Raw genomic sequence first — 21,606 nt, 5'->3', positions numbered from 1 at the left:
TCAGCCGAAGGTGAAGGAGAACGCCTGCACGCCCGAACCGACGGTGACGTCGAGAGCGCCCGCTTCGATGTCCTGTGTGGACAGAAGCTGGTAGGAGTTCGGTGTGCCGGTGACCTGGATGGTCTTGGTCCGGCCTTGGGCGGTGTAGGTGACGGTGCCGTTGCCCGCCAGGACCATCCGGACTTCTTTGGCGCGGTAGTTGAGCAAGATCTTGCCGCTGGTGCCGGCGGGGGTGATGTTCTGGCTGGTGAGGGTCCAGTCGCCCTGGAGGACGAAGGTGTCCGGTGCCTGGGTGGCGGGGTAGGTGAAGGTCTTGGTGCCCGCGGTGTAGTCCTCGGTTCCGGCGAAGTTGACGCGTTTGGTGGAGCCGAGGTAGGTCTCGCGGGTGATCGCGGCGGTGTCCGGGGTGTCGTCGGCGGTGCCGGTGGCCGCGGGGAGTTGCGCGTTCGGGTTCGCCTTGGTCAGCAGTTCGCGGATGAGCTTTTCGGTGGTCTGATAGTCGCCTTCGCCGAATTTGATGTGCCGGACGGTGCCTTCGGCGTCGATGAGGTAGTGCGCGGGCCAGAATCGGTTGCGGTAGTTGGTCCAGGTCGACAGGTTGTTGTCGAGCGCGACCGGGTAGCCGATGCCGAACTTGTCCGCTGCCGCCTTGACGTTTCCGGGTTCCTTTTCGAAGGCGTACTCGGGGGAGTGGACGCCGATCACTTGGAGGCCGGCGTCGCGGTAGGCCTTGTCCCAGGCGGTGACGTGCGGGATCGAGCGCTGGCAGTTGATGCAGGAGTAGGCCCAGAAGTCGAGCAGGACCACTTTGCCGCGTAGCTGTGCCAGGTCGACCGGGGCGCCGCCGGGTGTGTTGAACCACTGCTGGATGTCTTTGATGTCGGGGGCTTTCCCGCAGCTTTCGAGGTCCTTCGCGCCGTCGGTGCAGAGGTCGAGGTCCTTGTTCTGGTCGTTCTCCAGGCCGCCGAGGTTGAGTGCCTTCTTGACCTGCTCGGAGTTGTTGATGTCGTTCTGCAGGCCGCTGGTGTAGTCGGGCACGGCACGCTGCAGCAGTTGCGGCAGGTTGAACACGAGACCGATCGCGAGGGCGATCATCACGATGCCCGCGGTGATCCGGATACCGCGCTGACGCTTGCGGAAGGCCTTCACCCGCTCGGCGACCCGGCGCCCGGCGAGGGCGAAGATCAGCAGCGGGAGCGCGGCGCCGATGGCGAAGGTGGCGGTGAGCACGACGGTGTCGAGGCCGATCTGCCCGGTCGACCCGGCAACGGTGATCGCGGCGAGCACCGGGCCCGCGCACGGCACGTAGACCGCGCCCAGCCCGAGACCGAGGGCGAAGCCGCCGCGGTTGGCGTCGGGACGGCGTTGCGGGATCCAGCTGAACGGCTTCTCCAGCAGGTGCTCGAATTTCGGGACGATGAGCCCGATCCCGATCAGGGCCAGGACGATCAGCCCCGCCCAGCGGAGGACGTCCTGGGGCAGACCGAGAATCGACAGCAGCAGCGAACCGAACAGGGTCACCAGAGTGAAGCTGACGACCAGCCCCAGAATGATCAGGTAGGGACGCGAACGCGGGACCTTCGTCTCGGCAGGGGCTTCCGCCGTGGCGACACCGCCGCTCTGTTCTTTGTGGACGGTCGGCTTCGTGTTCTGCACGCCGCCGGACAGGAAAATGACCGGCAGCACCGGCAGGATGCACGGCGAGATGCCGGTGACCAATCCGCCGACCAGGCCGATCAACGCGAGTGTGAGCACGATTGCCCCCGGGGCGGATCGAGTGGTGTGAGTGACACGAGGCATTCGTCGCGTGGCCCTCTGCGGATTGCTCTTCGCCGTGCCACGAATGACCGAGGGTCCACGATCGTGTGCGTCAGGTAACGGAACGGTCTCGATGATCGAACCCGCCCATCCGGCCCGGCGGAGGCGTCGAAACCATGGTGTTCGCCGCCTCGGAAGCGTCGAGGCGCATCCAGCCCTGTGGGCCGATTCCCTCAGCTAATAGGAGTTACCAGTCATGAAGCGCAGTACTCGCCGCGTCACCCTTGCAGCCGGTCTCGCCGCCTTCGCCCTCATGGGCGCGGCATGTGGCAACGACACCGGATCGAGCAACAACGCGGGCAGCACCCCGGCGCCGTCCTCTTCGGCCGCGATGCCGTCCTCCAGCGCGATGGCCGACCCGGCCAAGGACCTCGTCGGTCCCGGTTGCGCCGGCTACGCGGAAAAGGTGCCCAGCGGCCCTGGTTCCGTCGCTGGCATGTCGGCCGACCCGGTCGCGGTCGCGGCGAGCAACAACCCGCTGCTCAAGACCCTCGTGTCCGCGGTCTCCGGGAAGCTCAACCCCAAGGTGGACCTGGTCTCCACGCTCAACGGCAGCGAGTTCACCGTCTTCGCGCCGGTCGACGACGCGTTCGCGAAGATCGACGCCGCCACCATCGAGAAGCTCAAGACCGACGACGCGCTGCTGAAGAAGATCCTGACCTACCACGTGGTCCCGGGCCAGATCGCGCCCGACAAGATCGTCGGCGACCAGACCTCGGTCGAGAAGGGTGTCGTCAAGGTCACCGGCACCAAGGACGCGCTGAAGGTCAACGACGCCAACGTGATCTGCGGTGGCGTGCACACCGCGAACGCCACCGTGTACCTCATCGACTCCGTCCTGATGCCCCCGGCCGCGTAACCGCGGGTCCACATCGGACATGAGGGGTGTCCTTCTCGACGGAGAGGGACACCCCTCATGAGGACGTCCTGACCATGTCTTGCGTCCGGGAGCAGGCGGCCTTGACGCGAGGGAACGCTGATTCGGCAGCGTTCCGCCGGCCGCCGTCGTCGCTGGTTCACTCCATGGCCACGGCGGCGGCCGGCACCCGTCGGCGGAATTCGCCAGGGAGCGAAGGAATCACTCGCCGTCCACAGTGGATGGACCGAGGATGCGGGTGACGGCGGCGACGACGGATTCCCGGTGCGCGGCGATCCTCGCCGGGTCGCCGGGGTCGGAGCCGTCCGCCTTGAGCAGGCCGGTGGGGGTCAGGTGCCAGGCCTGGGAGATGGCGTAGATGAACGTCAGCAGATCGACGGCGGTGAGCGGTGCGCAGTCGCCGTCGGGCACGGCGGTGGTCTTCGCGAGGTAGGTCTCCAGCGGCTCGGAGGCGGCCCAACGTGATGCGGCCGTATGGGTCCAGGATCACTTCGCCACGAAGACTTTCGACTGCACTAGGTGATTGCGCCGATCGGTGTCGGCTGCCAGGGGTACTGGACCGGTGCCTCACCGCCTGCGAGCGGGCGCTGGGCCCGGGATCACCCGGACACCCTGACCTCCCGCAACAATCTCGCCGGCGCGTGGGAGTCGGCGGGGAACCTCGGGCGGGCGATCCCATTGCACGAGGCCACTCTCGTCGCCCGCGAACGAGTGCTCGGCCCTGCCATCCGCACACCCGGTCGTCCCGCTACAACCTCGCCGGCGCCTACGAGTCCGCGGGAAACCTCCGGCAAGCGATCCCTCTGTACAAAGCCACGCTCGCCGCTTACAAGCGGATACTGGGGCGCGGCCATCCCGACACCGAGGCCGTGCGCGCCAGGCTCCGCCGCGCCCGCGGGAAGTAGTTCGTCGAGCGCCTTCCGATCGGGCTGACATCTCTCCGCCCGATGTAACACCCAGTGCGACTTGCGCGACCTTTCCAAGCACCCGATTCAAGGAGCTCTACAGTGCGCACCTCTCGATTCGCTCTCGTCGCTGCCGTTGCGGCGGTCACGCTGTTGTCCGCCTGCGGGACGCGGAGCACCCCGGCCGCCCCGGACGCCGCCAGCCTTCCGGCTGTGCAGGGCTCGGCCGCCGCGGCGCCTGCCGATGGCGCGCCCGCCGGATCGAACGCGCAGGGCCGGATCCCGAAGAAGCTCGGTGAGGCAGCCGGCTTCACCGGTCGGGACGGCAAGACGCAGTCGGTGACGTTCTCGATCGACAAGATCGCGGTGAACCCGAAGTGCGACCCCTACATGAAGGCGGACGCGGGGAAGCACACGCTCGTGCTCGACGTCCGTGTCGCCACCAACCAGCTCTCCCCGGAAGACGCGATCCAGCTCGGCGCGACGATCAATCCGTTCTCCTTCCAGACCGTCACTCCTGACGGTGTCACGACACCTGTCGAGTTCGGCATGTGCAAGGGCAGTTCGTTGAAGTCGCTTCCGACGACCTGGGCGTCCAACAGTAAGTACAGCGGGCAGATGGAGCTTCAGGTCACGGCCAAGAGTGGCGTGCTCGCGCTGATCCCCGGCGGGTTCGGCAACGCCGGCGGCGGCTGGGAGTGGACCTACTGACAGTCTGCGATGCCGGCGTGTGACCGATCTCCTCGAACGGACGCCGGCTTCTCCTGGTCGGCCGCCCACGCCGTCAAGAGGGCCAGACCGTCCGCGGTCGCCGTGCCGGCCGGCGCGGTGTAGACGTTCAGGAGCAGGCCGGGTTCGGCGGGCATCTCCATCGACTCGACGTCCAGGTCGAGCCGGCCCACCGCCGGATGGCGCACACGCTTGTGTCCCGACCGGTGGAGCTGAACGTCCTGAGACGCCCATCGCCGCCGAAACAGCTCACTGCGTGTCGACAACTCGCCGACCAGGGCGATCAGCTTTTCGTCGTGCGGATTGCGGCCGGCCTCCATGCGTAGCTTCGCGGCCACGTCGCGGGCGATTCGGTCGTAGTCGACGAAGAACGCTCTCGCCGCCTCGGGATCCAGGTACACGAACCGCGCGGTGTTCGCCGGCCGTCGCGTGTCGGCCAGCACCGGTGAATACAGCGCGCGGGCAAGGTGATTCGTGGCCAGCACGTCATAACGGCCGTCGCAGATCCACGCCGGCGCCTCGGTGATGGCGTCGAGCACCTGCTGAAGCGCCGGGCGCACCGTCGCGGCGGGTCGCCGGCGGCGGGAACCGCCGGGCACCCTCGATTGCCGCGCGAGGTGGAACAGGTGATCGCGCTCGGCCTCGTCGAGGTGCAAGGCAGAGGCCAGCGCGTCGAGCACCCCGTCGGAGGCGCCGGTGAGGCTGCCGCGCTCCATACGCACGTAATAGTCGACCGAGACTCCTGCCAGGAGAGCCACCTCTTCGCGGCGCAGACCTTTGACCCGGCGGTTGCCGCCATAGGCGGGCAGTCCGGCCCGCTCGGGCGTGATCCGTGCGCGACGCGAACTGAGGAATTCCTTGATCTCGGTGCGCAGTTCGATCGTGGCCACCCCGTCACGGTAATCCCTCTCCGCGGGCGAAGGGAGGTTCTGCCGGTACCCCCGGCTTCTAGGTGCCCGACGCGGTCGTGGCGGTCCCGCCGTCGACCGGGACGATGGCGCCCGTCAGGTAGGACCCGGCCCGGCCGGCGAGGAAGACGGCGACACCTGCCATGTCGTCGTCGCGGCCGAGCCTGCGAAGAGGGGCCTTCGCCGCGATCGTGTCGCCGATGGCGTCGATCGTGGCAGCCATCATCCGCGACGGGAACACTCCCGGGGCCACCGCGTTCACCGTGACGTGCTGCGGGCCCAGTTCCCTGGCAAGCACCCTGGTGAGCTGATGGAGCGCCGCCTTGCTGCCGGCGTACGAGTAGTTGGGCGCCTCGGCGACGTGGATGGCGGCGATACTGCCGATGTTGATGATCCGCGCGGGATCATCGGCGGTGCCCGCCCTGCGCAGCGCGGGCAGCAGCGCCTGCACCAGCCAGAACGGAGACTTGAGGTTGAGATCGATCACCGCGTCCCAGGCTTCGGCAGGGAACGTCTCCAGCGGCTCGCGCCACATCGCTCCCGCGTTGTTGACGAGGATGTCCAGGCGTTCCGAATCGGCCTTGACCAGATCGGCGAGACGCTGACACTCGTCGTACCTGGACAGGTCGGCGGGGAATGCGCGAACGTCGCCGAATTCCGACAGCAGACGCTGTGCCTCCGCGCAGGTTTCCGCCTCGCGTGAGCTGATGGTGACGCGGGCGCCCGCCTGAAGAAGGCCGCGCGCGATCATCATCCCGATGCCCCTGGTGCCGCCAGTGACGAGTGCGTGCTTCCCACTCAGATCGAAAAGATCCGCGTGAGTGGTGAATCGATTGTCCGCCATCGGTCTTCGTTTCTTTCTGTTGCGGAAGAAGGTGCGCCTCTCGAACAGATTGGCAGGCGTCTTGGACGTCTGGGAGACCCTGGCGACACAGGTACTGGGAGAACCACGTTCGGCAGCTGAAGAGAGCGGGCAGCCCGGGATCCCGCCGGCAGCGACGGGATCCCGGTGAACACCTTGTCCGAGTTCTCGAAATCCGTGACGTTCGGGGAACCGAAGGTGCCACTGATGCGGGTGGGAGCGTTCACGTACACGCCGAGCAGGTTGTGTGAACTCACCGGCCCCTGGGTGTTCTTGTAGCCGAAGGTGAACATCCCCGACGGCGGTACCGAACGCGACGAGCGGCTGAGCAGGCTCAGCGCCCGTGAGCACGAGGTGCTCCTTCAAGTGGGCGCCGGCCTGTCCAACTCGGAGATCGCGGCCACCCTGCACCTCGCGGAGGCGACCGTGAAGTCGCACCTGGGGCGGATCCTGCAGAAACTCGAACTCCGCGACCGGATCCAGGCCGTGATCTCCGCCTACGAGAGCCGCCTCATCCACCCGGCGTGAGGACGACCCCGCTCACGCGGTCACACGGGCGCGATCGGATTCCCGAGGAACCGCCGTCCGGCGGGGAGGTGCTCGCCGCGCATCACCAGCGAGTTCGCGCCGATCGTGCTGCCGGTGCCGACGGTCGTGTCGAACAGGGTGATCGCGTGCGGGCCGAGCGTGGCTCCCGCGCCGATCGTCACGGGACCCAGCTGCAGCACCCGGTCCTGGAACAGGTGCGTCTGCACCACGCATCCCCGTTCGACGACCGCGCCGTCCCCGATCGTCACGAGGTCCGGTTCGGGCAGCCATTTCGTCTCGCACACCACACCGCGTCCGATCTTCGCGCCGTAGGCCCGTAACAACACCGTGTGCAAGGGGGTACCGACGACCCCGGCACCGAGCCAGCGCATCGCGAGTTCTTCGTGGTACACCGCCACGAGCTCGTTGCGCCACACGAACCCGCTCCACAACGGATGCCTGCCCGGCCGCACCCGGCCCTGGATCAGCCACTTCGCCGCGACCGCGAGGCAGGCAGCGGCAAGACCCACCGCGAAGAGGACCGGACCGGACGACGCGACCGCCCACTCCAGGCCGTCACGGGCGTCGATCCAGGCGAGTACGGCGAAGACGACGTAGGCGAGGCACGCGGCGAAGGCCACCGGTACCAGGCGCGTCAGCTCGACCGTGGCACGCGCGAGGACGAGCAGGCGGGATGGCGCGGTCGTCCGCGCGCCGTCGGCCGTCTCCGGCTGCCGGGGGATGCGCAGGGCGGGGCGGCCGAGCCAGGACGTGCCTTCTTCGGCCAGCGCCGGCGCCTGCGACAGGACTCCGATCAGCGATCCCGACGGCACGGCGTGTCCGGGGGCGACCTCGGCGGAATTGCCGACGAACGCCCGGTCTCCCACCGTCGCGACCTCGCACCGGAGGTGTCCTGCCCCCAGCCGGTAGGGGGCGACGAGGCAGTCGTCGGCGAGGAAACCGCCGCGACCGGCGGACATCAGCCGCGGCACACCGGACACAGTGGACGCTTCGGTGCCGCGGCCGATCTTCGCGCCGAGCAGCCGGAGCCAGCCTGGCGTGGCCAGGCTCGCGTACAGCGGGAACAGGCTCCCTCGCGCCGTCGACGCGAGGTGTTCGGTCAGCCAGGCAGCCCACGCGGCCCTGCTGTGCACGGGATGGACGCCCGGTCGCACCCAGCGGCCCGCGAGTCTGGCCATCCCCGCCGTCGACGCCGCGACGAGCACGAGCGTCACCGGGCCGAGCACCGGGACCAGCCAGAGCGCGGCCGCGCCCGAGGTGTCGAGCCACGCGAAGGTGATCGCGGACGGCAGCACGCCGGCGAGCATGACGAGTCCGGTGAGCAGCGGCGTCGCGGTGTAGACCGCGGCCCATCCTCGCGAACGTCGCGCGGGACTCGGCACCGACGGCGCGGCCGGAACGCTCGCGGCGACGCGGGTACCCGGTTCGATCACCGCGCCCGCACCGACTCGGGCTCCCGGCAACAGGGTCGCCCGTCCACCGACGGTCGCGCCGGGCCCCACCTCGATCCGCCCGATCCGGACCACCGCGCCGTCGACGCACCAGCCCGCGAGGTCGGCACCGGGTTCGACGGCGCAGCCCGCCCCGAAGGCGCCGAGACCGGTGACGGGCGGCAGCGCGTGCAGGTCGGTGCCCGCCTCGACCCGGTTGCCGAGCAGCCTCGCGTACCAGACGTTCCACGCGGTACCCGGCAGCCCGCCGACGCCCGCGAGCGCGACCACCCGCTCCGCCGTCCACAGCCGCAGGTGCGTCCGTCCGCCCTTGCGGTACTTCCCCGGGCGCAGGCCCGCGGTGAGCACTCGCGCGCCCGCCACGGCGAGCCCGACCCGTCCCGGTGTCGAAACCAGCAGCACGAATCCCGCCGCCAGCAGCAGCCAGTGGGCCGCCGGCACGACCGGGCCGCCGAAGAGCACGTCGAACACGGCGGTGCTGAACAAGATGGCCAGCAGCCAGCGGGCGCCGGTGACCCAGGTGGACATCCCGAACACCGCCGTCCGGGCGAGCACGGCCCGCCGCGGCAACGGGTGAGCGGGGGTGACCGGATCCTCCTCCGCGATGTCCGGTGCTTCCGTGTCGTCCACAGTGGATAGCCGAGCGGACAGCGCGGCGAGGGTCGGGTACCGGTAGACGTCCCCGATCGCCGCTTGCGGGAACCGCGTGCGCAGCTCGGAGACCAGCCGGGCGGCGGCGAGGCTGGTGCCTCCCAGAGCGAAGAAGTCCGAATCGGGCCCCGGCCGGACGCCGAGCAGTTCGCTCCACCGTCCCGCGATCCAGGCACGGTCCGCGTCCGGATCTTCGTCGTGCTCCGGTTCGGCGGGCAGGGGCCACGGCAAGGCCTGCCGGTCGACCTTCCCCGCCGGGGTCAACGGCAACTCGGGGAGCGTGGCCAGCACGGGCAGGAGACCGTGCGGCAAACGCCGGGCCAGCCGGGCGCGGGCGTCGTCCGCGTCGAAGGTCTGATCGGGACGTTCAAGCCGCAGGTACCCGGCGAGCACCGTGCCGTGGTGCACCGTCGCGGCAGCGGCGGCCACCCCCGGCAGTGCGAGCAGCGCGGCTTCGACCTCGCCGAGCTCGATACGACGGCCGCCGATCTTGACCTGGCCGTCGGCGCGGCCGACGAACACGAGCCCCGACGGCTCCGCGCGGACCAGATCGCCGCTGCGGTAGGCGCGATCCCAGCCGAGGCCCGCCAGCGCCGCGTACGCCTTCGCGTCTTTGGCGGGGTCGAGGTAGCGGGCCAGCCCGGCACCGCCGATCACCAGTTCGCCGACTTCCCCTGGCGCGACAGGATCCCCGTCCCCGTCGACCACCGCGACCTCCCAGCCCGCGAGCGGAAGCCCGATCCGGACCGGTTCACCCGCGCTCAACCGCGTGGCGGTGCTGACCACGGTCGCCTCTGTCGGGCCGTAGGTGTTCCACACCTCGCGCCGCCCGTCGTCGAACCGTTCGACCAGCTCGGCAGGGCACGCCTCGCCGCCGAAGATCAGCAGCCGGACGTCGGCCAGCGCGCACGGCTCCCACAACGCGGCCAGGCTCGGCACGGTGGACACGACGGTGATGCGGCGTTCGGCGAGCCACGGGCCCAGGTCGGGCCCGGACCGCACCACCTCGCGCGGCGACGGCACCAGGCACGCGCCGTGCCGCCACGCGAGCCACATCTCTTCGCACGACGCGTCGAATCCGACCGACAGCCCGGCCAGCACCCGGTCACCCGGCCCGAGTGGACGATCACGCAGGAAGAGCCCGGATTCGGCGTCGACGAACGCGGCGGCCGAGCGATGGGTGACCGCGACGCCTTTCGGGGTACCGGTGGAACCCGACGTGAAGATGACCCAGGCGTCGTCGCCCGGTTCCGGCGCTCTCGAAGAAGCGCCGCCTCCGGGCGCACGGGCCTGCACGGCGAGACCGGTCCGGACGACCGCGCACACAGCTGCCTCGGCGAACACCACCTCGGCCCGGTCGGGCGGCTCGTCGGCGTCGACCGGGACGTAGGCCGCCCCCGCGGCGAGCACCCCGAGCACCCCGACGTAAAGGTCGTTCGTCCCCGACGGCACCGACAAGCCGACTTTGTCACCCGGGCCGACACCGTTGGCACGCAACCGGCGCGCGAGATCGTCCACCCGGTCGGCGAGTTCGCGATAGGCCAGGAGCCCGACGCCGTCGTCGAGCGCGGGTGAGTCCGGATGGGCCGTGACGGTGTCGGCGAAGATGTCCATCAGGGTGCGCGGGGGCGCCGAAGGCCCACCCGACAACCGTGAGGACGGGACCGGCCGGACGTCGACCGTCGAAAGTGTCATGAATTACTCCTGAATTCCCGAAACGGACCGGCGGCGCCCGTGACCGAACTCGGCGCCCATCGCCAGATTGGCACGGAACTTTCGGCGGCCGCCACAATCTCAACTTTTTCTTTGCGGGTAACGGAGTAGTCGGTAAATGCGACAACGATCATCATTTACCACTTCTTGAAAATGGTTCTATTCGCTTCACGGGAATCGAACATCGTTCACTCTTTGTGGTGAATTCTGCGAGGTCAAGGCAACCGCTTTGACCAGCATGGATCGCGTCGAAGCAGGCTTCTTCGTGTTCATGTCGAATCCTGGAAAAGGTGTCGAAAATCGCGGAACTGTGACGCAGGGCACTAAAGGGCGAACGAGCGCGACAAATCGGACGCCGATGTCCGGTGAATGTGGTTTCGCGGGCTGCTCACGCGATTTCGCGACGAACTCTTCCGGCTTGTCTGGGGAGTTCGCGGCTCGCTAACTTCCGGTGTCGCGGCGCTCCGCGATCAGCAGGTCGAGCAGGCCGGGGAGCCGGCGGTCGATTTCCGTCCGGCGCAACCGGATTCCCTTCCGGTTCCCGTAATTGATCTCGTGGATGAGTCCGGCCTCGCGCAAGACCCGGAAATGGTGTGTCTGCGTCTGCTTGGACACCGGGAGGTCGAACGAGTTGCAGGTGCGCTCGCGGTCGCTCCCGTCCGCCGCCAGTTCCGCGATCACGGTGCGGCGATGCTCGTCGGTGAGCGCGCGGAACACCGTGCCCAGATCGGTGTTCCCGGCATCGTCTCCGGCCGGACCCGGCCCGGTCATCGCCTCACCTCTTTCAGGTACGTCTTGCATCGTACCTCAGGGCCGTGTTTGACTGAAGGTACGACGAACTTCGTACCTGAGGGGCGCGTGGCCATCGCGCCGGCCCCACGGTGCTCGTCGCTTCCCTCCTCGGAAAGGTTGTGGCCATGACGCCTTACCGCGTCCTGATCCACGGCGCCGGTATCGCCGGCCCCGCTCTCGCCTACTGGCTGGCCCGGCACGGGTACCGGCCGACGGTCGTCGAGCAGGCCAAAGAACTGAGATCCGGCGGCAGCGCCGTCGTCGTCAAGGAACCGGCGCTGACGGTCGCCAGGGGCATGGGCATCCTCACGCGCTTGCGCGAGGTCGCCACCGCCTCGGGCGCCCTCTCGCTCCTCGGCCCGGACGGGCGGCAGCTCCTCCGGGTCCCGACGACCTCCCCGCGGTCGGTCGAAGTGACCCGATCCGACCTGTCCGCGACGCTCCACCAGGCGGCGCGCGACGACGCGGAGTTCCTCTTCGACGACACGATCACCGGCCTCCGGCAGGACCGATCGGGGGTCGAGGTCACCTTCCGCCGGTCACCGCCGCGCCGTTTCGACCTGCTCGTCGGCGCGGACGGCATCCATTCCCCGGTACGCCGCCTGGTCTTCGGGCCGGCGGAGCGGTTCACGACCGGCCTGGGCATGTACGGCGCGACAGTGCCGGTGGAGCCCGCCGCGCTCGATGACCCGGAGGCGGCCGTGATGCTGACCGCGCCCGGCCGGATGCTCACCATCCACCCGTCCCGGGGGAAACCGCTCGCGATGTTCACCTTCCGTGGAGGGCGGGTGCCCGGTTACGACCGCCACGACACCGCGCTCCACAAGCGCATGGTGGCCGAGGCGTACGCGGGGATCGGCTGGCGAAGCCCCGAACTGGTCGAGGCGTACCAGGACCACCCCGCGCCCTTCTTCGATCCGCTCGCCAACGTGCGGATGGACAAATGGTCGCACGGCCGCGTGGTCCTGCTCGGCGACGCGGCGTCCACGGTGGCCCTGCTCGGCGACGGGTCGAGCATGGCGATGGCCGGCGCGCACGCACTGGCCGAAGCGCTCGCGGCGCATCCCGGTGACCACGCGCGAGCTTTTCAGGCCTACGAAGCGAAACACCGGCGGCAGGTGGACCCGAGGCACCGGCGCGTCGGCCTCGTCGCCTCACTGCTCGTTCCGCGAACGCGGCACGGGCTGGCGCTGCGCAACGTCGCCGTCCGAGCCGTCGGCCTCGCCGCCCGTACTCGAAACACCTTGCCCGCCAAGCAAAACAGCCGGGTCTGAGTGGGTGCAGCGCGGGAGATGTCGACGGGTCACCGATCTGCTCGGCGAAGCCTGATCGGGTGATCGGCCGCTCCCGCGGCGGGGCGGAGCACCAAGGTGCGCCACCGCGGCGACGGGAGCGGCCGTTCGCGGGATCCCTTTCGGCCGTGGAGATCAGGTGAAGATCACGTCCGAGCAGGAGTAGAAGGCCTCACCGGAGTCGGGCCAGTGGCGCTGCCAGATCGAGTAGATCAGGTGCCTGCCGGTGCGCCCGCCGGGCAGGTTCGCCTTGAGCTGGTAGGCGTTCCCGGCGATCGGCGGGTTGTCCTGCTTGTAGAACGGGGTGCTTTCCAGGTCGGACCACTTGAGCGGTTTCGTCGGGTCGTAGCTCGGCTTGGTGACGTACAGCTCGAAGGTGCCCGGGTGCGCGGCGGTCAGCTGATACTTGAAGGTGAACGGGCCGCTGCCCGGCATCGTGGTCGCGGGCCAGTCGTTGCGGGCCAGGTCGAGCCCCTTGTACTTGCTCCGGCCGGCGCTGCACAGCTTGCCGTCCGGGATGATCTCGCGGCTGTGGCCGCTGGCGTCGCCGATGTTGACCTCGTCCCAGTCGTAGATCGGCCAGCTGTCGCCCACCGCGATGGCCGCCTTGCACGCGGCGGACTTCGGATTCTCCGGGCCCTCCTGGAAACAGCGCATGATCCGGCTGATCGGGGTGCCCATCGAGCCGTGCGCGAGGGCGGGGACGGCGGTGAACACCGAGACCGTGCCGAGCACGACGGTCAGGATCGCGACTTTTACGGCAGAACGGGAAAATTTCATCGTAAGGTTCCTCTCATGAGAGGTCTAGACCACCTCACGGTAGGTGTCCGGGCGCACCGGCGTGTAGGCCCGAAAGTCGTGCGCGTCCTCCGCTCGCCTCGGTGTCCCGGGTAGCGGGACGCGGCCGGCTGCCAGTAAGTGGGGAAACGGGCCGGTGGCCGCGCGCGGCCACCGGCCCTGAGCACTACCGCGGCAGGGAATCGGTCCACTCCGCGCTGATGGCGGCTCCCTGCGGGTGCGGAGTGCTATGGAGGGCACCGTCGTTCGACACGAAGACCGAGGTCCGGTTCACCCGCCCGGTCGCCGGATCGACAACGAGCCGCAGGTCGCCCGGCAACAGCACGCCCTGTCCGCCCGGCACCGCGCCGAGCGCGGTCACCCCCGGGTAGGTCGCGATGGCCCGGAACGCGGCCGCTCGGACCGGCGGTGAAGCGGGGGCCGAGGAAACCAGCGAAACGAGCCCCAGCAGGACCTGCTCGTCACGGTCGGCCGCGGTCGGCTCGCCCGCGCTCGTCCGGGCGCCGCTGCGCAGGTTCGCGTCGGCGATCCAGCTCCGCAGCGCTTCCGGATCCGCGGGCAGCGCCAGGATCTGCTCCAGCGTCACCGCCGCGAAACCCAGATTGAACGGGGACTCGACGTGAAGTCGCTCGACGCGCCCGCCGGTCTTCTCGCCGCGGAACCAGCTTCGTCCATCCTTCGAGGTCCAGTAGTCGTACTGGATCTCCTCCGTCTTGGTGCCCACGTGCCAGTACTCGCCGGTGGTTGCGGGCGCCCCGGCGACCACGGTGGCCGCCGCCAGCAAGACCTGCTGGCCGGTGACGACCGGGGCGGCGGCCTGCGGAGATTCCGGTCGCTCTCCGGGATCGGGAAGGGTGGCGGCCACCACGACCGCCACGGCTGCCGCCGCGGCGAGCCCCGCCGCGATCGTCAGCGGGCGAAAACGCCGCCGCGGAGGCTGCGTACCGATCATTCGGTTCCGCAACCGGTGCCGGCTGCGGTCCACGACGTCCGGGGTGGGGTCGGCGACCGCCAGGGCCGTCCGCAACGTCTGCAGATCATCCATCGAGAGCCTCCTGAGCCAGAATGGGAGCGAGCTTCTTGCGGGCGCGGCTCAGCCGGGAACCGACCGTGCCGGTGGGGACGCCGAGCGCCTCGGCGACCTCTACGTAGTCGAGTTCGGCCAAGGCGACCAGCAGCAGGACATCGCGCTCTCCTCTGGTCAGCCGTGCCAGCGCTTTCGCGAGCCGAGGGGACGGCAGCGACGAGACGACCCGGCTTTCGTGCCCTTCGACCGGACGGGCTTCGAGTCGCTGGACCGCCCGCAGGTGCCGTGCTTCCTGCCGTCGATGCCTGGAGATCAGGTTCGTCGCGATCCCGAACAGCCAAGAACGCACTTCACCGCGGGTGGCGTCGAAAGCCTCACGGCGGTCGAAGGCCACGAGGAACGTCTCGGCGGTGACATCTTCGGCCGCCTGGATGCCGAGCCGGCTCGCGACATAGCGGTAAACGGCCGCGAAGCAGCGATCGTGCACTTCGACGAAATCCTCTGTGCCCAGCGCGGGCGCCGCCCTCATGTGACTGCCCTTACCATGAACTTCCTTTCGCGAGACGACTGCTTCACACCGGGTACTTGCCCGCGGGGCCGTGGTTTCTTCCCGGTTTTTCCGCTCATCTCGCACTGAGATCGGGAAGGTCGTTGCCCGGTCCGGTCGGAGGATGCGATGATCGCCTGGTCAGCCCTTGGCGAGAGGAGGTGCGGTCGAGATGTTCACACACGAGATCCCCGCGCCTCGTCGCCGGCACCGCTGACCTGCCGAGACCTCGAGGCGCATTCATCCAATCCGGAGAGTGCGATGGTCGCGAGTATTCACAACATCACCTTCGATACGACTGGTGATCCGTACGAGCTGGCACGATTCTGGTCGGTCGCGGTCGGCCGCCCGATGCGTGCCGAAGACGAACCCGGCGACCCCGAGGTGTCGCTGATCGCCGAGGGACATCCGACGATGCTGTTCATCCGGGTGCCAGAGGGCAAGGCGGTGAAGAACCGCGTACACCTCGATCTGCAACCTCGGGATCGCACCCGCGACGAAGAGGTCGACAGGCTGATCGGTGCGGGCGCGAAGGTCTTCGAGGACCACCGGCGGCCGGACGGCACCGGCTGGGTCACGCTGACGGATCCGGAAGGCAACGAGTTCTGCGTGGAGCGCAGCGCGGCCGAACGAGCGGCCAGGTAACACCCTCGGGGGCGGTCCGCGCCGGACCGCCCCCGAGGTTTCTGCCGCCCTTGTCCGGGCGGATGAGGCTCAGGCGTCGCCTTTTCCTTGAGTCGCGAGGTTTCCGTGCCATCGGAGGGGGTCGTCTTCCAACGCGGAGCGGTCCCAGTTCCCGAGGTTCGCGGCGGCCTCGTAGGTGGTGCGGAGGAATTCGGCGACGGCGCGGTCGGGATCGGGTGCGGCGCGGGCCACCTCGTAGGGCAGCAGGAATTGCTGGAACTCGGTGCTGTAGTACGCGCCTTCGGGACCGATCGGCTGCTCGGCGAACCCTTCGGGCGCTGGGTAGGCGTAGGAGTAGAAGGCACCTTCCTCACCACCGCCGGGCCAGAACCCGCAGCTGGACAATTCCCGGGAGTAGCCCTCGACCATGACCCAGTCCCCGCAGTTGGGCGCTCCGCCGGGGTGCGGCGGCGCCGTCCGCCCGGAGAAGCGGGTGCAGGCGAGATCCATGGCTCCCCAGAAGAAGTGCACGGGACTCACCTTGCCGACGAAGTGGGATCGGAACTCGCCGATCACCCGGTTCGCCTGCAGCAGTTGCCGCCAGAACAGATTGGCCGCTTCGCCGTCGTAGGAGGCGTGGGTGTGGTCCTCGGCGAACGGGATCGCGGGCTCGACTTCGTTGGGGTGCGGCCGGATCCGTGTCTCGATCCCGAGCTGGCCGAGCATGTCCAGGAGCCGGGCGTAGAACTCGGCGACCGGCATCGGCCGGAGCGGGAGGTTCCGTGTGCCGCCGGTGCTGCTGCGGACCTCGAGCCGGTGCCCGACGAAGTCGAACTCGATCTCGAAGGCGCCCGTGCGGTACGGGATCGCCGTCGTCGTCAGCCCGCGTGGGCTGACGTACAGCGTCACCTGCCACCAATGATTGAGCAGGGGGGAGTGGGCCATGCGGATCTTGCCCACGATCTGGGTCCACATGTGCAGGGTCTCGCGGGTGGGGGTCCAGTCCGATACCCGCAGGCTGGGCCAAGTCGATGTCGCGAGGCCGGTCTTCCTGGCGCTCATGGCATATCGCCTTGTATCGCGCGGATCGAGATTTTGTTGACGCATCCACAAGTACGCGAGTTATGTTGACGCGTCAACATAACTGGTAGGCTCCGCCCATGAGTGATGAGCGCTGGCTCGACAAGCGGGAGGCGCTCGCCTGGCGCGGGATGATCGGCGTGCTGCCGCGGCTCACCGCGGTACTGGAGCGTCAGCTGGTCCAGGACGCGGGGCTGTCCGCCGCGGAGTACACCTTGTTGGTGCCGCTGTCGGAGGCTCCGGACGGGGTGCTGCGGGCGCGTGACCTCGGCCGGACGGTCAGCTGGGAGCGCAGCCGCATCTCCCACCAGGTCATCCGGATGGAGAAGCGCGGCCTCGTCGTCCGCGAGGAATGCGGCGAGGACGCGCGCGGGTCGATGGTCCGGCTCACCGACACGGGCCGGACGGCCATCGTCGCCGCCGCTCCCGCGCACGTCGCCGCCGTCCGGCGGTACTTCATCGGCGCGCTCACCGACGCCGAGCTCGACGTCATCGGACCCGCGCTCGCACGGGTTCTCGACCGGCTCCCCGACGACGACGGATGACGGGCGATCCGGCTTCCCGCTCGTCGTGACGATGGTGGCACTATCAGGGGACCTTGCTCGCCTGCCAGGAAGACGTGTGTCACCGCGATGAGTCAGCCAGCCGCCGAAGCCGACCCGGTACCGGGCATCATCGCCGCCGAGCTGCGGGCCGCCGGGCGCGACAGTGCCGACGGCCGTGGGGCGGGATGGGCGGGACAGATCCGGTCGTGGCCGGGCAAGGTCATCCCGGGCACCGACCGGCAGATCACCGCCGCGGTCCTGACACTGATCGGGCACGCCCGCTGGCCCCGGGATCAGGCGCGGGAGCTGATCGCGCTGTTCACCCCGCTGTACCGGGCGGGCTGGTGCAACGACGCGATCACGCGGATGCTGGACAGCGGCCCGGACGGGACCTGGCAGTCACCGTGGTTCGTCGATCGCGACACCCCGACGGTCGGACCGTTGAAGGTCTATCTCGCCCGGCGGCTGAACGCCTGGATCCCGGCCGATCCCGACGGACGGGACGACCCGCGCGACAACACCCGTCTTCCCGCCACCGTGCCGGACCCGCCGGTCGAGGGAACGACCTTCCAGGCCTGGGCGGAGCGCATGCGGCTCGTCTACGGAAACACGGAGCGTCGCAAGCCGTCGCAGGTTTCGCCGGGCGGTGCCGGGCAGGACCGGCGACACGGCCGCGGTGAGCAGGCGAGTCCGCTGGAGCGGCGGCGGGAGACGGTACGACGGCGGCAGCGCGCGCTCGGTGCCTTGTGGGAGAACGGGGAACGCGGACGGCAGGAGAACGATCCGGCTGTCACGGCGGACACCGCGTTGCTGCTCGACCCCGACGTCTACGCCGCGGTGGAGAGCGCGGCACGCACCGGTGATCCCGCGCAGCTCGTGCGGCTGCGCCGCGCGGTCCGCCTCGCCCGGCTCGACGCCGCCGCCAACCCCGGGCAGGAACTCGGCGCGGGCAGGGCGGCGGAAATCCAGCGGCTGGCCGAGTCGATCACCCGGCGGGACGGAACGGCGCTCCCGCTGGGCAGCCTCGCACGGCTCCTGGCCGACATGGCTTGACGAGAACGCGGTCTCGGTCGGTTGTCGGCTTCACGCGTCGAACCAGCGATACCAGATCGGCTTGTCCACGCCCGTTTCCCAGCGTCGGAAGGCGGCGCGGCGCTGTTCGGGAGTCGTCAGCGCTTCCTCGTGGGTGAGCCAGTCCAGATACCACTCCGCGAACGTCGCGGCTCGACGCTCGTCGTTGGGCAACGGGTGCAGGCGATCGGACGCCGCGCGGCCGTCGAACCACATGGTTCCCCGCATGGGCCCGCTGACCACGAGCAGCGTGTGGTAGCCGCAACCGTCGTCCCGAAGAAAGACGGCCCCGGGGACCCACTCGTCGTCGAGCGCCTCTTCCGTCACCGGAGTGCTGTCGGGGGCGGGAAAGGGGACATGAAGCGTGTCGTGGTCCTTGTACCGGGCGCCTTCCCAATCCCAGCACGAACCCTCGGATCGCAGTGTCCGGACCTGGCCGCCCGCGCTGACCCGCAGCAGGTACTGGCGGTAGTCCTCGGGGAACTCGATACCGAGGTGCGCTTCGGCCTGGCGCACCTGGCTCTCGTCCAAGACCTCCGGGAGGCGACCGCCACCGAACCCGGGTCGCGCGTACAACGCGACCGTCCGATCCCGGATCTCGTCCCAGTCCGCTGCCTTCATGTCCGGAAACATAGCGGGTCAGCCGGGGTGGTTCGCGTATCGCGCCAGCTGGTCCAGGACCGAGGCGGGGTCCGGCATCGCCGCCAGTCGCGCGGCGAGGGACACGGCGGAATCGCGATAGGCGGGATCGGCGAGCACCGTGCGGACGGCGTCGCGGATCCCGCTCCGGGTGGGGGAGCCAGGGCAGGCGAGCACACCGGCTCCCGCGCCGGCGACCTGGGCGGCCATGTCGAACTGGTCGGTGGCCAGCGGCGAGACCACCAGCGGCACGCCGTGTGCGAGCGAACCCAGTACGGTGCCCGAGCCCGCGTGACAGACTACGGCGTCGACATGGGGGAGTATTCGTTGCTGTGGAAGGAAGTTCTCGATCCGCACCTCGGCGGGCTGTGAGCCGAACCGCTCCCGGTCGCCGTCGAGCCCGATTGTCGCGATGACGTTGACGCCCTCGCCGCGCACCGCGGAGATCATGGTCTCCAGCACCCCGGGCCGGGTGTTGTGCGAGGTCCCCGCCGTGACGTAGACGGTCTTGCCGTGCCGCAGTCCGTCGAAGACAGGCGGCCGGTTTCCCGGTGAGGGAAGGATTCCTTCCGGGCGGATCGGCAGGCGGACCGGGTGATCCCAGGTGATTCCCCGTGGTCGCAACACTTCCGGCCAGATGTCCAGATACGGAACAGTTTCGTGCCCGGGGAACCGGTCGAGGCCGAAGCTCCGCACGATCGGATCGAGCGCGCGCCAGCCGCCTGCCATGATCGCGGCGGGTTTCGGCGGTCCGATGCCGTGCACCACGTACGGCACCCCGGCGATCGCCGCCGCGGCGGGCGCGGCGAACTCGGCGGCACCCGCGACCACCAGATCGGGCCGGTGCGCACGGATCGAAGCCAGCATCCCGTCCACCCTCGGCCCGGCCCCGGTCTCGGCCATCACGGTGACCACGTACGCCAGCTTTTCGTCCGGCGACATCAGGGAGAGTTCGTCGGGCGAATACCTGCCCCAGGCCTGACGGGCGGCCGCTTCATCGCCCTGTCCGTCCACGCCGATCGACGGCAGGCCGGACGCCCGTACCTGCTTGACCGCGCCCGACCCGGTCGCGAACACGACGTCGTGCCCGCGATCCCGTGCCGCCACGGCCAACGGCAGCAAGGGGGCGATGTGGCTGTAACCCGCTCCGGCGGAGAAGAACAGACGCATCGCCGAAGGTTACTGCCTGACCTGCGCGGACTCGGCGCATCCCGCGGGAGAATCTCGGTTGTGCGGCCGAGCAGACTGGACGTCATGCGGGAACATCGGGATTCGGTCACCGCCATCGGGGACGCGTTGATCGCCCGGCTGGTCGACCTCGAACCGATCGAGCCGGAAGGCTGGCCGGCGGCGCGCGTCGAGGCGCGTGAAGCGCTCGATCAGCACATCCACGCGGTCGTGTCCGACCCGGCCGGGCCTGCCTGGCTGACCACACTGGCGGCTCATCCGAACGACATGGTCCGCGCCATCGCGGTCAGAGCCCTCGGTTCCGGCCGCGATCCCGCCCATCAGCCGATCCTCGTGCGGGCCCTGTCCGACCCCGCCGTCAACGTCGTCCAGGCCGCGCTGGAGGGCCTCACCCCGCAGTCCTCGGACACGGTGTTCGACCTGCTGGTGACATTGCTGAACGCCGGGGGGCGCGATCGGATCTGGGTCGAACGCGGCGCCGCCCAGCGCATCGCCGAAGCCGGCGACCCGAGACGGCTGGACGTCCTGGCCGGCGCACTGGGGCACGTCCACCACGGCGCGGCACACGACATCATCCGCGCACTGAGCCGGGCCGGCGACCTTCGAGTCGCTCCGATGCTGATCGAGCATCTCCGCCACCGCCGCCCGGGTCGCTTCGCGGCCGCGGAAGTGCTCGGCAACCTGCGCGTCGCCGAGGCGACCGGCCCGCTCGTCGACGTCTTGCGCGAGTCCGGCGGCGTTCAGGCGCTGCCCGTGATGGAAGCACTGGGCAAGCTCGAAGCGCCGGAGGCGGGGCCGGCGATCGTGCCGCTGCTCGACCACGGTTCGCCCGAGGTCCGCGAGGGCGCGCTGCTGGCCCTGAACCGGATCGGCGGGCCGTTGGTGACGCCCGCCGCCCTCAAGGCCACCGACGACGTCGACCCCGTCGTCCGGGCACGGGCCTTCCGGGTGCTGGCCAAGCACGGCGACCACCGGGCTCTCGGCCGGTTGGCCGCAGCCTGCGACGGCCGCCATGTGCACACCGCCCTCACCGGCCTGGTGCGCCTGGCCGACGACTCGGTCGCGCGCACCGTGTCGCAGGTGCTGGTGACCACCACCGAGCGGCGCGTCCGCAAGCTCGCCGGGCGGATCCTCGCCCGCATCGGCACGCGGCACCCTCTGCCCGGCCGCGATCCCGACCCCCTCGTCCGCCGCGTCGTCGTCTGGATCATCGGCCACCGTGCCGACCCGGCCTACCTCTGGCTGCTGACCACCGCGCTCAAGGACGAGGACGAGCTGGTCCGGTCTCGCGCCGCCGCGGCGCTCGGGCGGATCACGCACGGGGAGACGCTCCCGCTGCTGACCGAGGCCCTGCGCGATCCCAGGCCCCGCGTGCGGGCCAACGCCGCGACCGCGCTGGGCCGAACCGCTCCCGCCGGTCTGCGCGCCCTCCTCGCCGAGGCCTTGGCCGACTCGCATCCGGCCGTCCGGTCGGCCGCCGCCGCGGCACTTCGAGCGTCGCACGCGAAACCCACGACGTAGATCAGTCCACATCGGACGG

General features: G+C 69.7%; 20 protein-coding genes and 2 pseudogenes. 10 read left to right on the top strand and 12 right to left on the bottom strand.

Features of this window, described 5'->3' with window-relative positions; translation table 11 throughout:
- Entirely contained in the window at nt 1-1,755 is a 1,755-nt protein-coding gene (locus AB0N89_RS03635; protein ID WP_364199804.1) for a cytochrome c biogenesis protein DipZ, read from the bottom strand.
- A gap of 259 nt (nt 1,756-2,014) precedes the next feature.
- Between AB0N89_RS03635 and AB0N89_RS03630 the strand changes: the two genes are divergently transcribed.
- Complete coding sequence (locus tag AB0N89_RS03630; RefSeq protein WP_364199802.1) at nt 2,015-2,677, top strand: fasciclin domain-containing protein; 663 nt, start codon at nt 2,015-2,017, stop codon at nt 2,675-2,677.
- A 219-nt stretch (nt 2,678-2,896) separates the two neighbouring features.
- On the opposite strand, the gene AB0N89_RS03625 is transcribed toward AB0N89_RS03630, so the two are convergent.
- Nucleotides 2,897-3,106 (bottom strand): hypothetical protein, encoded by a 210-nt coding sequence (locus tag AB0N89_RS03625; protein ID WP_364199800.1) that lies wholly within the window; start codon nt 3,104-3,106, stop codon nt 2,897-2,899.
- 108 nt (nt 3,107-3,214) lie between these two features.
- Here AB0N89_RS03625 and AB0N89_RS03620 point away from each other — a divergent pair.
- From AB0N89_RS03620 to AB0N89_RS03610, 3 genes and pseudogenes are all read left to right on the top strand, one after another.
- Nucleotides 3,215-3,364 (top strand): annotated as a pseudogene (locus tag AB0N89_RS03620) (hypothetical protein); the annotation flags it as partial.
- Nucleotides 3,337-3,600, top strand: coding sequence for a tetratricopeptide repeat protein (locus AB0N89_RS03615; RefSeq protein ID WP_364199798.1), 264 nt, complete (start codon nt 3,337-3,339; stop codon nt 3,598-3,600). The pseudogene AB0N89_RS03620 and the gene AB0N89_RS03615, both read left to right, overlap by 28 nt.
- Nucleotides 3,601-3,702: 102 nt before the next feature.
- Nucleotides 3,703-4,311 (top strand): hypothetical protein, encoded by a 609-nt coding sequence (locus tag AB0N89_RS03610; protein WP_364199796.1) that lies wholly within the window; start codon nt 3,703-3,705, stop codon nt 4,309-4,311.
- Here the strand turns inward: AB0N89_RS03610 and AB0N89_RS03605 are convergent.
- Both AB0N89_RS03605 and AB0N89_RS03600 read right to left on the bottom strand, forming a co-directional pair.
- On the bottom strand, nt 4,305-5,219 hold the full coding sequence (locus AB0N89_RS03605) for a helix-turn-helix transcriptional regulator (protein ID WP_364199794.1): 915 nt from the start codon (nt 5,217-5,219) through the stop codon (nt 4,305-4,307). The two genes, AB0N89_RS03610 and AB0N89_RS03605, sit on opposite strands and share 7 nt — an antisense overlap.
- A 58-nt stretch (nt 5,220-5,277) precedes the next feature.
- Nucleotides 5,278-6,081: an SDR family oxidoreductase gene (locus tag AB0N89_RS03600; protein ID WP_364199792.1), complete on the bottom strand. Its 804-nt coding sequence runs from the start codon at nt 6,079-6,081 to the stop codon at nt 5,278-5,280.
- 330 nt (nt 6,082-6,411) lie between these two features.
- Between AB0N89_RS03600 and AB0N89_RS03595 the strand changes: the two are divergent.
- A pseudogene (locus AB0N89_RS03595) lies at nt 6,412-6,627 on the top strand (helix-turn-helix transcriptional regulator); the annotation flags it as partial.
- 20 nt (nt 6,628-6,647) lie between these two features.
- On the opposite strand, the gene AB0N89_RS03590 reads toward AB0N89_RS03595, so the two are convergent.
- Together AB0N89_RS03590 and AB0N89_RS03585 are read right to left on the bottom strand one after the other, a co-directional pair.
- Nucleotides 6,648-10,445, bottom strand: coding sequence for a Pls/PosA family non-ribosomal peptide synthetase (locus AB0N89_RS03590; protein WP_364199790.1), 3,798 nt, complete (start codon nt 10,443-10,445; stop codon nt 6,648-6,650).
- Nucleotides 10,446-10,904: 459 nt separating this feature from the next.
- Nucleotides 10,905-11,234 carry a helix-turn-helix domain-containing protein gene (locus AB0N89_RS03585; RefSeq protein WP_364199788.1) on the bottom strand — a complete coding sequence of 110 codons (330 nt, stop codon included), beginning with the start codon at nt 11,232-11,234 and terminating at the stop codon, nt 10,905-10,907.
- A gap of 146 nt (nt 11,235-11,380) precedes the next feature.
- Between AB0N89_RS03585 and AB0N89_RS03580 the strand changes: the two genes are divergently transcribed.
- The gene (locus AB0N89_RS03580) at nt 11,381-12,529 is read left to right on the top strand and encodes an FAD-dependent monooxygenase (RefSeq protein ID WP_364199786.1); all 1,149 of its coding nucleotides are present in this window, start codon (nt 11,381-11,383) and stop codon (nt 12,527-12,529) included.
- 153 nt (nt 12,530-12,682) lie between these two features.
- Here AB0N89_RS03580 and AB0N89_RS03575 read toward each other — a convergent pair whose 3' ends face one another.
- The 3 genes from AB0N89_RS03575 to AB0N89_RS03565 form a co-directional block, all read right to left on the bottom strand.
- Complete coding sequence (locus AB0N89_RS03575) at nt 12,683-13,327, bottom strand: lytic polysaccharide monooxygenase (protein ID WP_364199784.1); 645 nt, start codon at nt 13,325-13,327, stop codon at nt 12,683-12,685.
- Between the two features lie 184 nt (nt 13,328-13,511).
- Nucleotides 13,512-14,390, bottom strand: coding sequence for a CU044_5270 family protein (locus AB0N89_RS03570; protein ID WP_364199782.1), 879 nt, complete (start codon nt 14,388-14,390; stop codon nt 13,512-13,514).
- Nucleotides 14,383-14,901 (bottom strand): RNA polymerase sigma factor, encoded by a 519-nt coding sequence (locus tag AB0N89_RS03565; RefSeq protein ID WP_364199780.1) that lies wholly within the window; start codon nt 14,899-14,901, stop codon nt 14,383-14,385. Before AB0N89_RS03565 ends, AB0N89_RS03570 begins: the two co-directional genes overlap by 8 nt.
- 279 nt (nt 14,902-15,180) lie before the next feature.
- Between AB0N89_RS03565 and AB0N89_RS03560 the strand changes: the two genes are divergently transcribed.
- The gene (locus AB0N89_RS03560; protein ID WP_364199778.1) at nt 15,181-15,564 is read left to right on the top strand and encodes a VOC family protein; all 384 of its coding nucleotides are present in this window, start codon (nt 15,181-15,183) and stop codon (nt 15,562-15,564) included.
- A 69-nt stretch (nt 15,565-15,633) separates the two neighbouring features.
- Here the strand turns inward: AB0N89_RS03560 and AB0N89_RS03555 are convergent, their stop codons facing one another.
- Nucleotides 15,634-16,605: a DUF5996 family protein gene (locus AB0N89_RS03555; protein ID WP_364199776.1), complete on the bottom strand. Its 972-nt coding sequence runs from the start codon at nt 16,603-16,605 to the stop codon at nt 15,634-15,636.
- Between the two features lie 98 nt (nt 16,606-16,703).
- Between AB0N89_RS03555 and AB0N89_RS03550 the strand changes: the two genes are divergently transcribed.
- Both AB0N89_RS03550 and AB0N89_RS03545 read left to right on the top strand, forming a co-directional pair.
- Nucleotides 16,704-17,168, top strand: coding sequence for a MarR family winged helix-turn-helix transcriptional regulator (locus AB0N89_RS03550; RefSeq protein WP_364199774.1), 465 nt, complete (start codon nt 16,704-16,706; stop codon nt 17,166-17,168).
- Nucleotides 17,169-17,255: 87 nt separating this feature from the next.
- Nucleotides 17,256-18,221, top strand: coding sequence for a hypothetical protein (locus AB0N89_RS03545; protein WP_364199772.1), 966 nt, complete (start codon nt 17,256-17,258; stop codon nt 18,219-18,221).
- 30 nt (nt 18,222-18,251) lie between these two features.
- On the opposite strand, the gene AB0N89_RS03540 is transcribed toward AB0N89_RS03545, so the two are convergent.
- Both AB0N89_RS03540 and AB0N89_RS03535 read right to left on the bottom strand, forming a co-directional pair.
- Nucleotides 18,252-18,860 (bottom strand): SMI1/KNR4 family protein, encoded by a 609-nt coding sequence (locus AB0N89_RS03540; protein WP_364199771.1) that lies wholly within the window; start codon nt 18,858-18,860, stop codon nt 18,252-18,254.
- Between the two features lie 18 nt (nt 18,861-18,878).
- Complete coding sequence (locus tag AB0N89_RS03535; protein ID WP_364199770.1) at nt 18,879-20,048, bottom strand: glycosyltransferase; 1,170 nt, start codon at nt 20,046-20,048, stop codon at nt 18,879-18,881.
- A gap of 84 nt (nt 20,049-20,132) precedes the next feature.
- Between AB0N89_RS03535 and AB0N89_RS03530 the strand changes: the two genes are divergently transcribed.
- Complete coding sequence (locus tag AB0N89_RS03530; RefSeq protein WP_364199769.1) at nt 20,133-21,587, top strand: HEAT repeat domain-containing protein; 1,455 nt, start codon at nt 20,133-20,135, stop codon at nt 21,585-21,587.
- The last annotated feature ends 19 nt before the right edge of the window (nt 21,588-21,606 follow it).

The organism is Amycolatopsis sp. NPDC089917, assembly GCF_040684635.1.
In the GTDB taxonomy this organism is placed as follows: domain Bacteria; phylum Actinomycetota; class Actinomycetes; order Mycobacteriales; family Pseudonocardiaceae; genus Amycolatopsis.
This window is presented reverse-complemented; position numbering and strand designations above follow the sequence as displayed.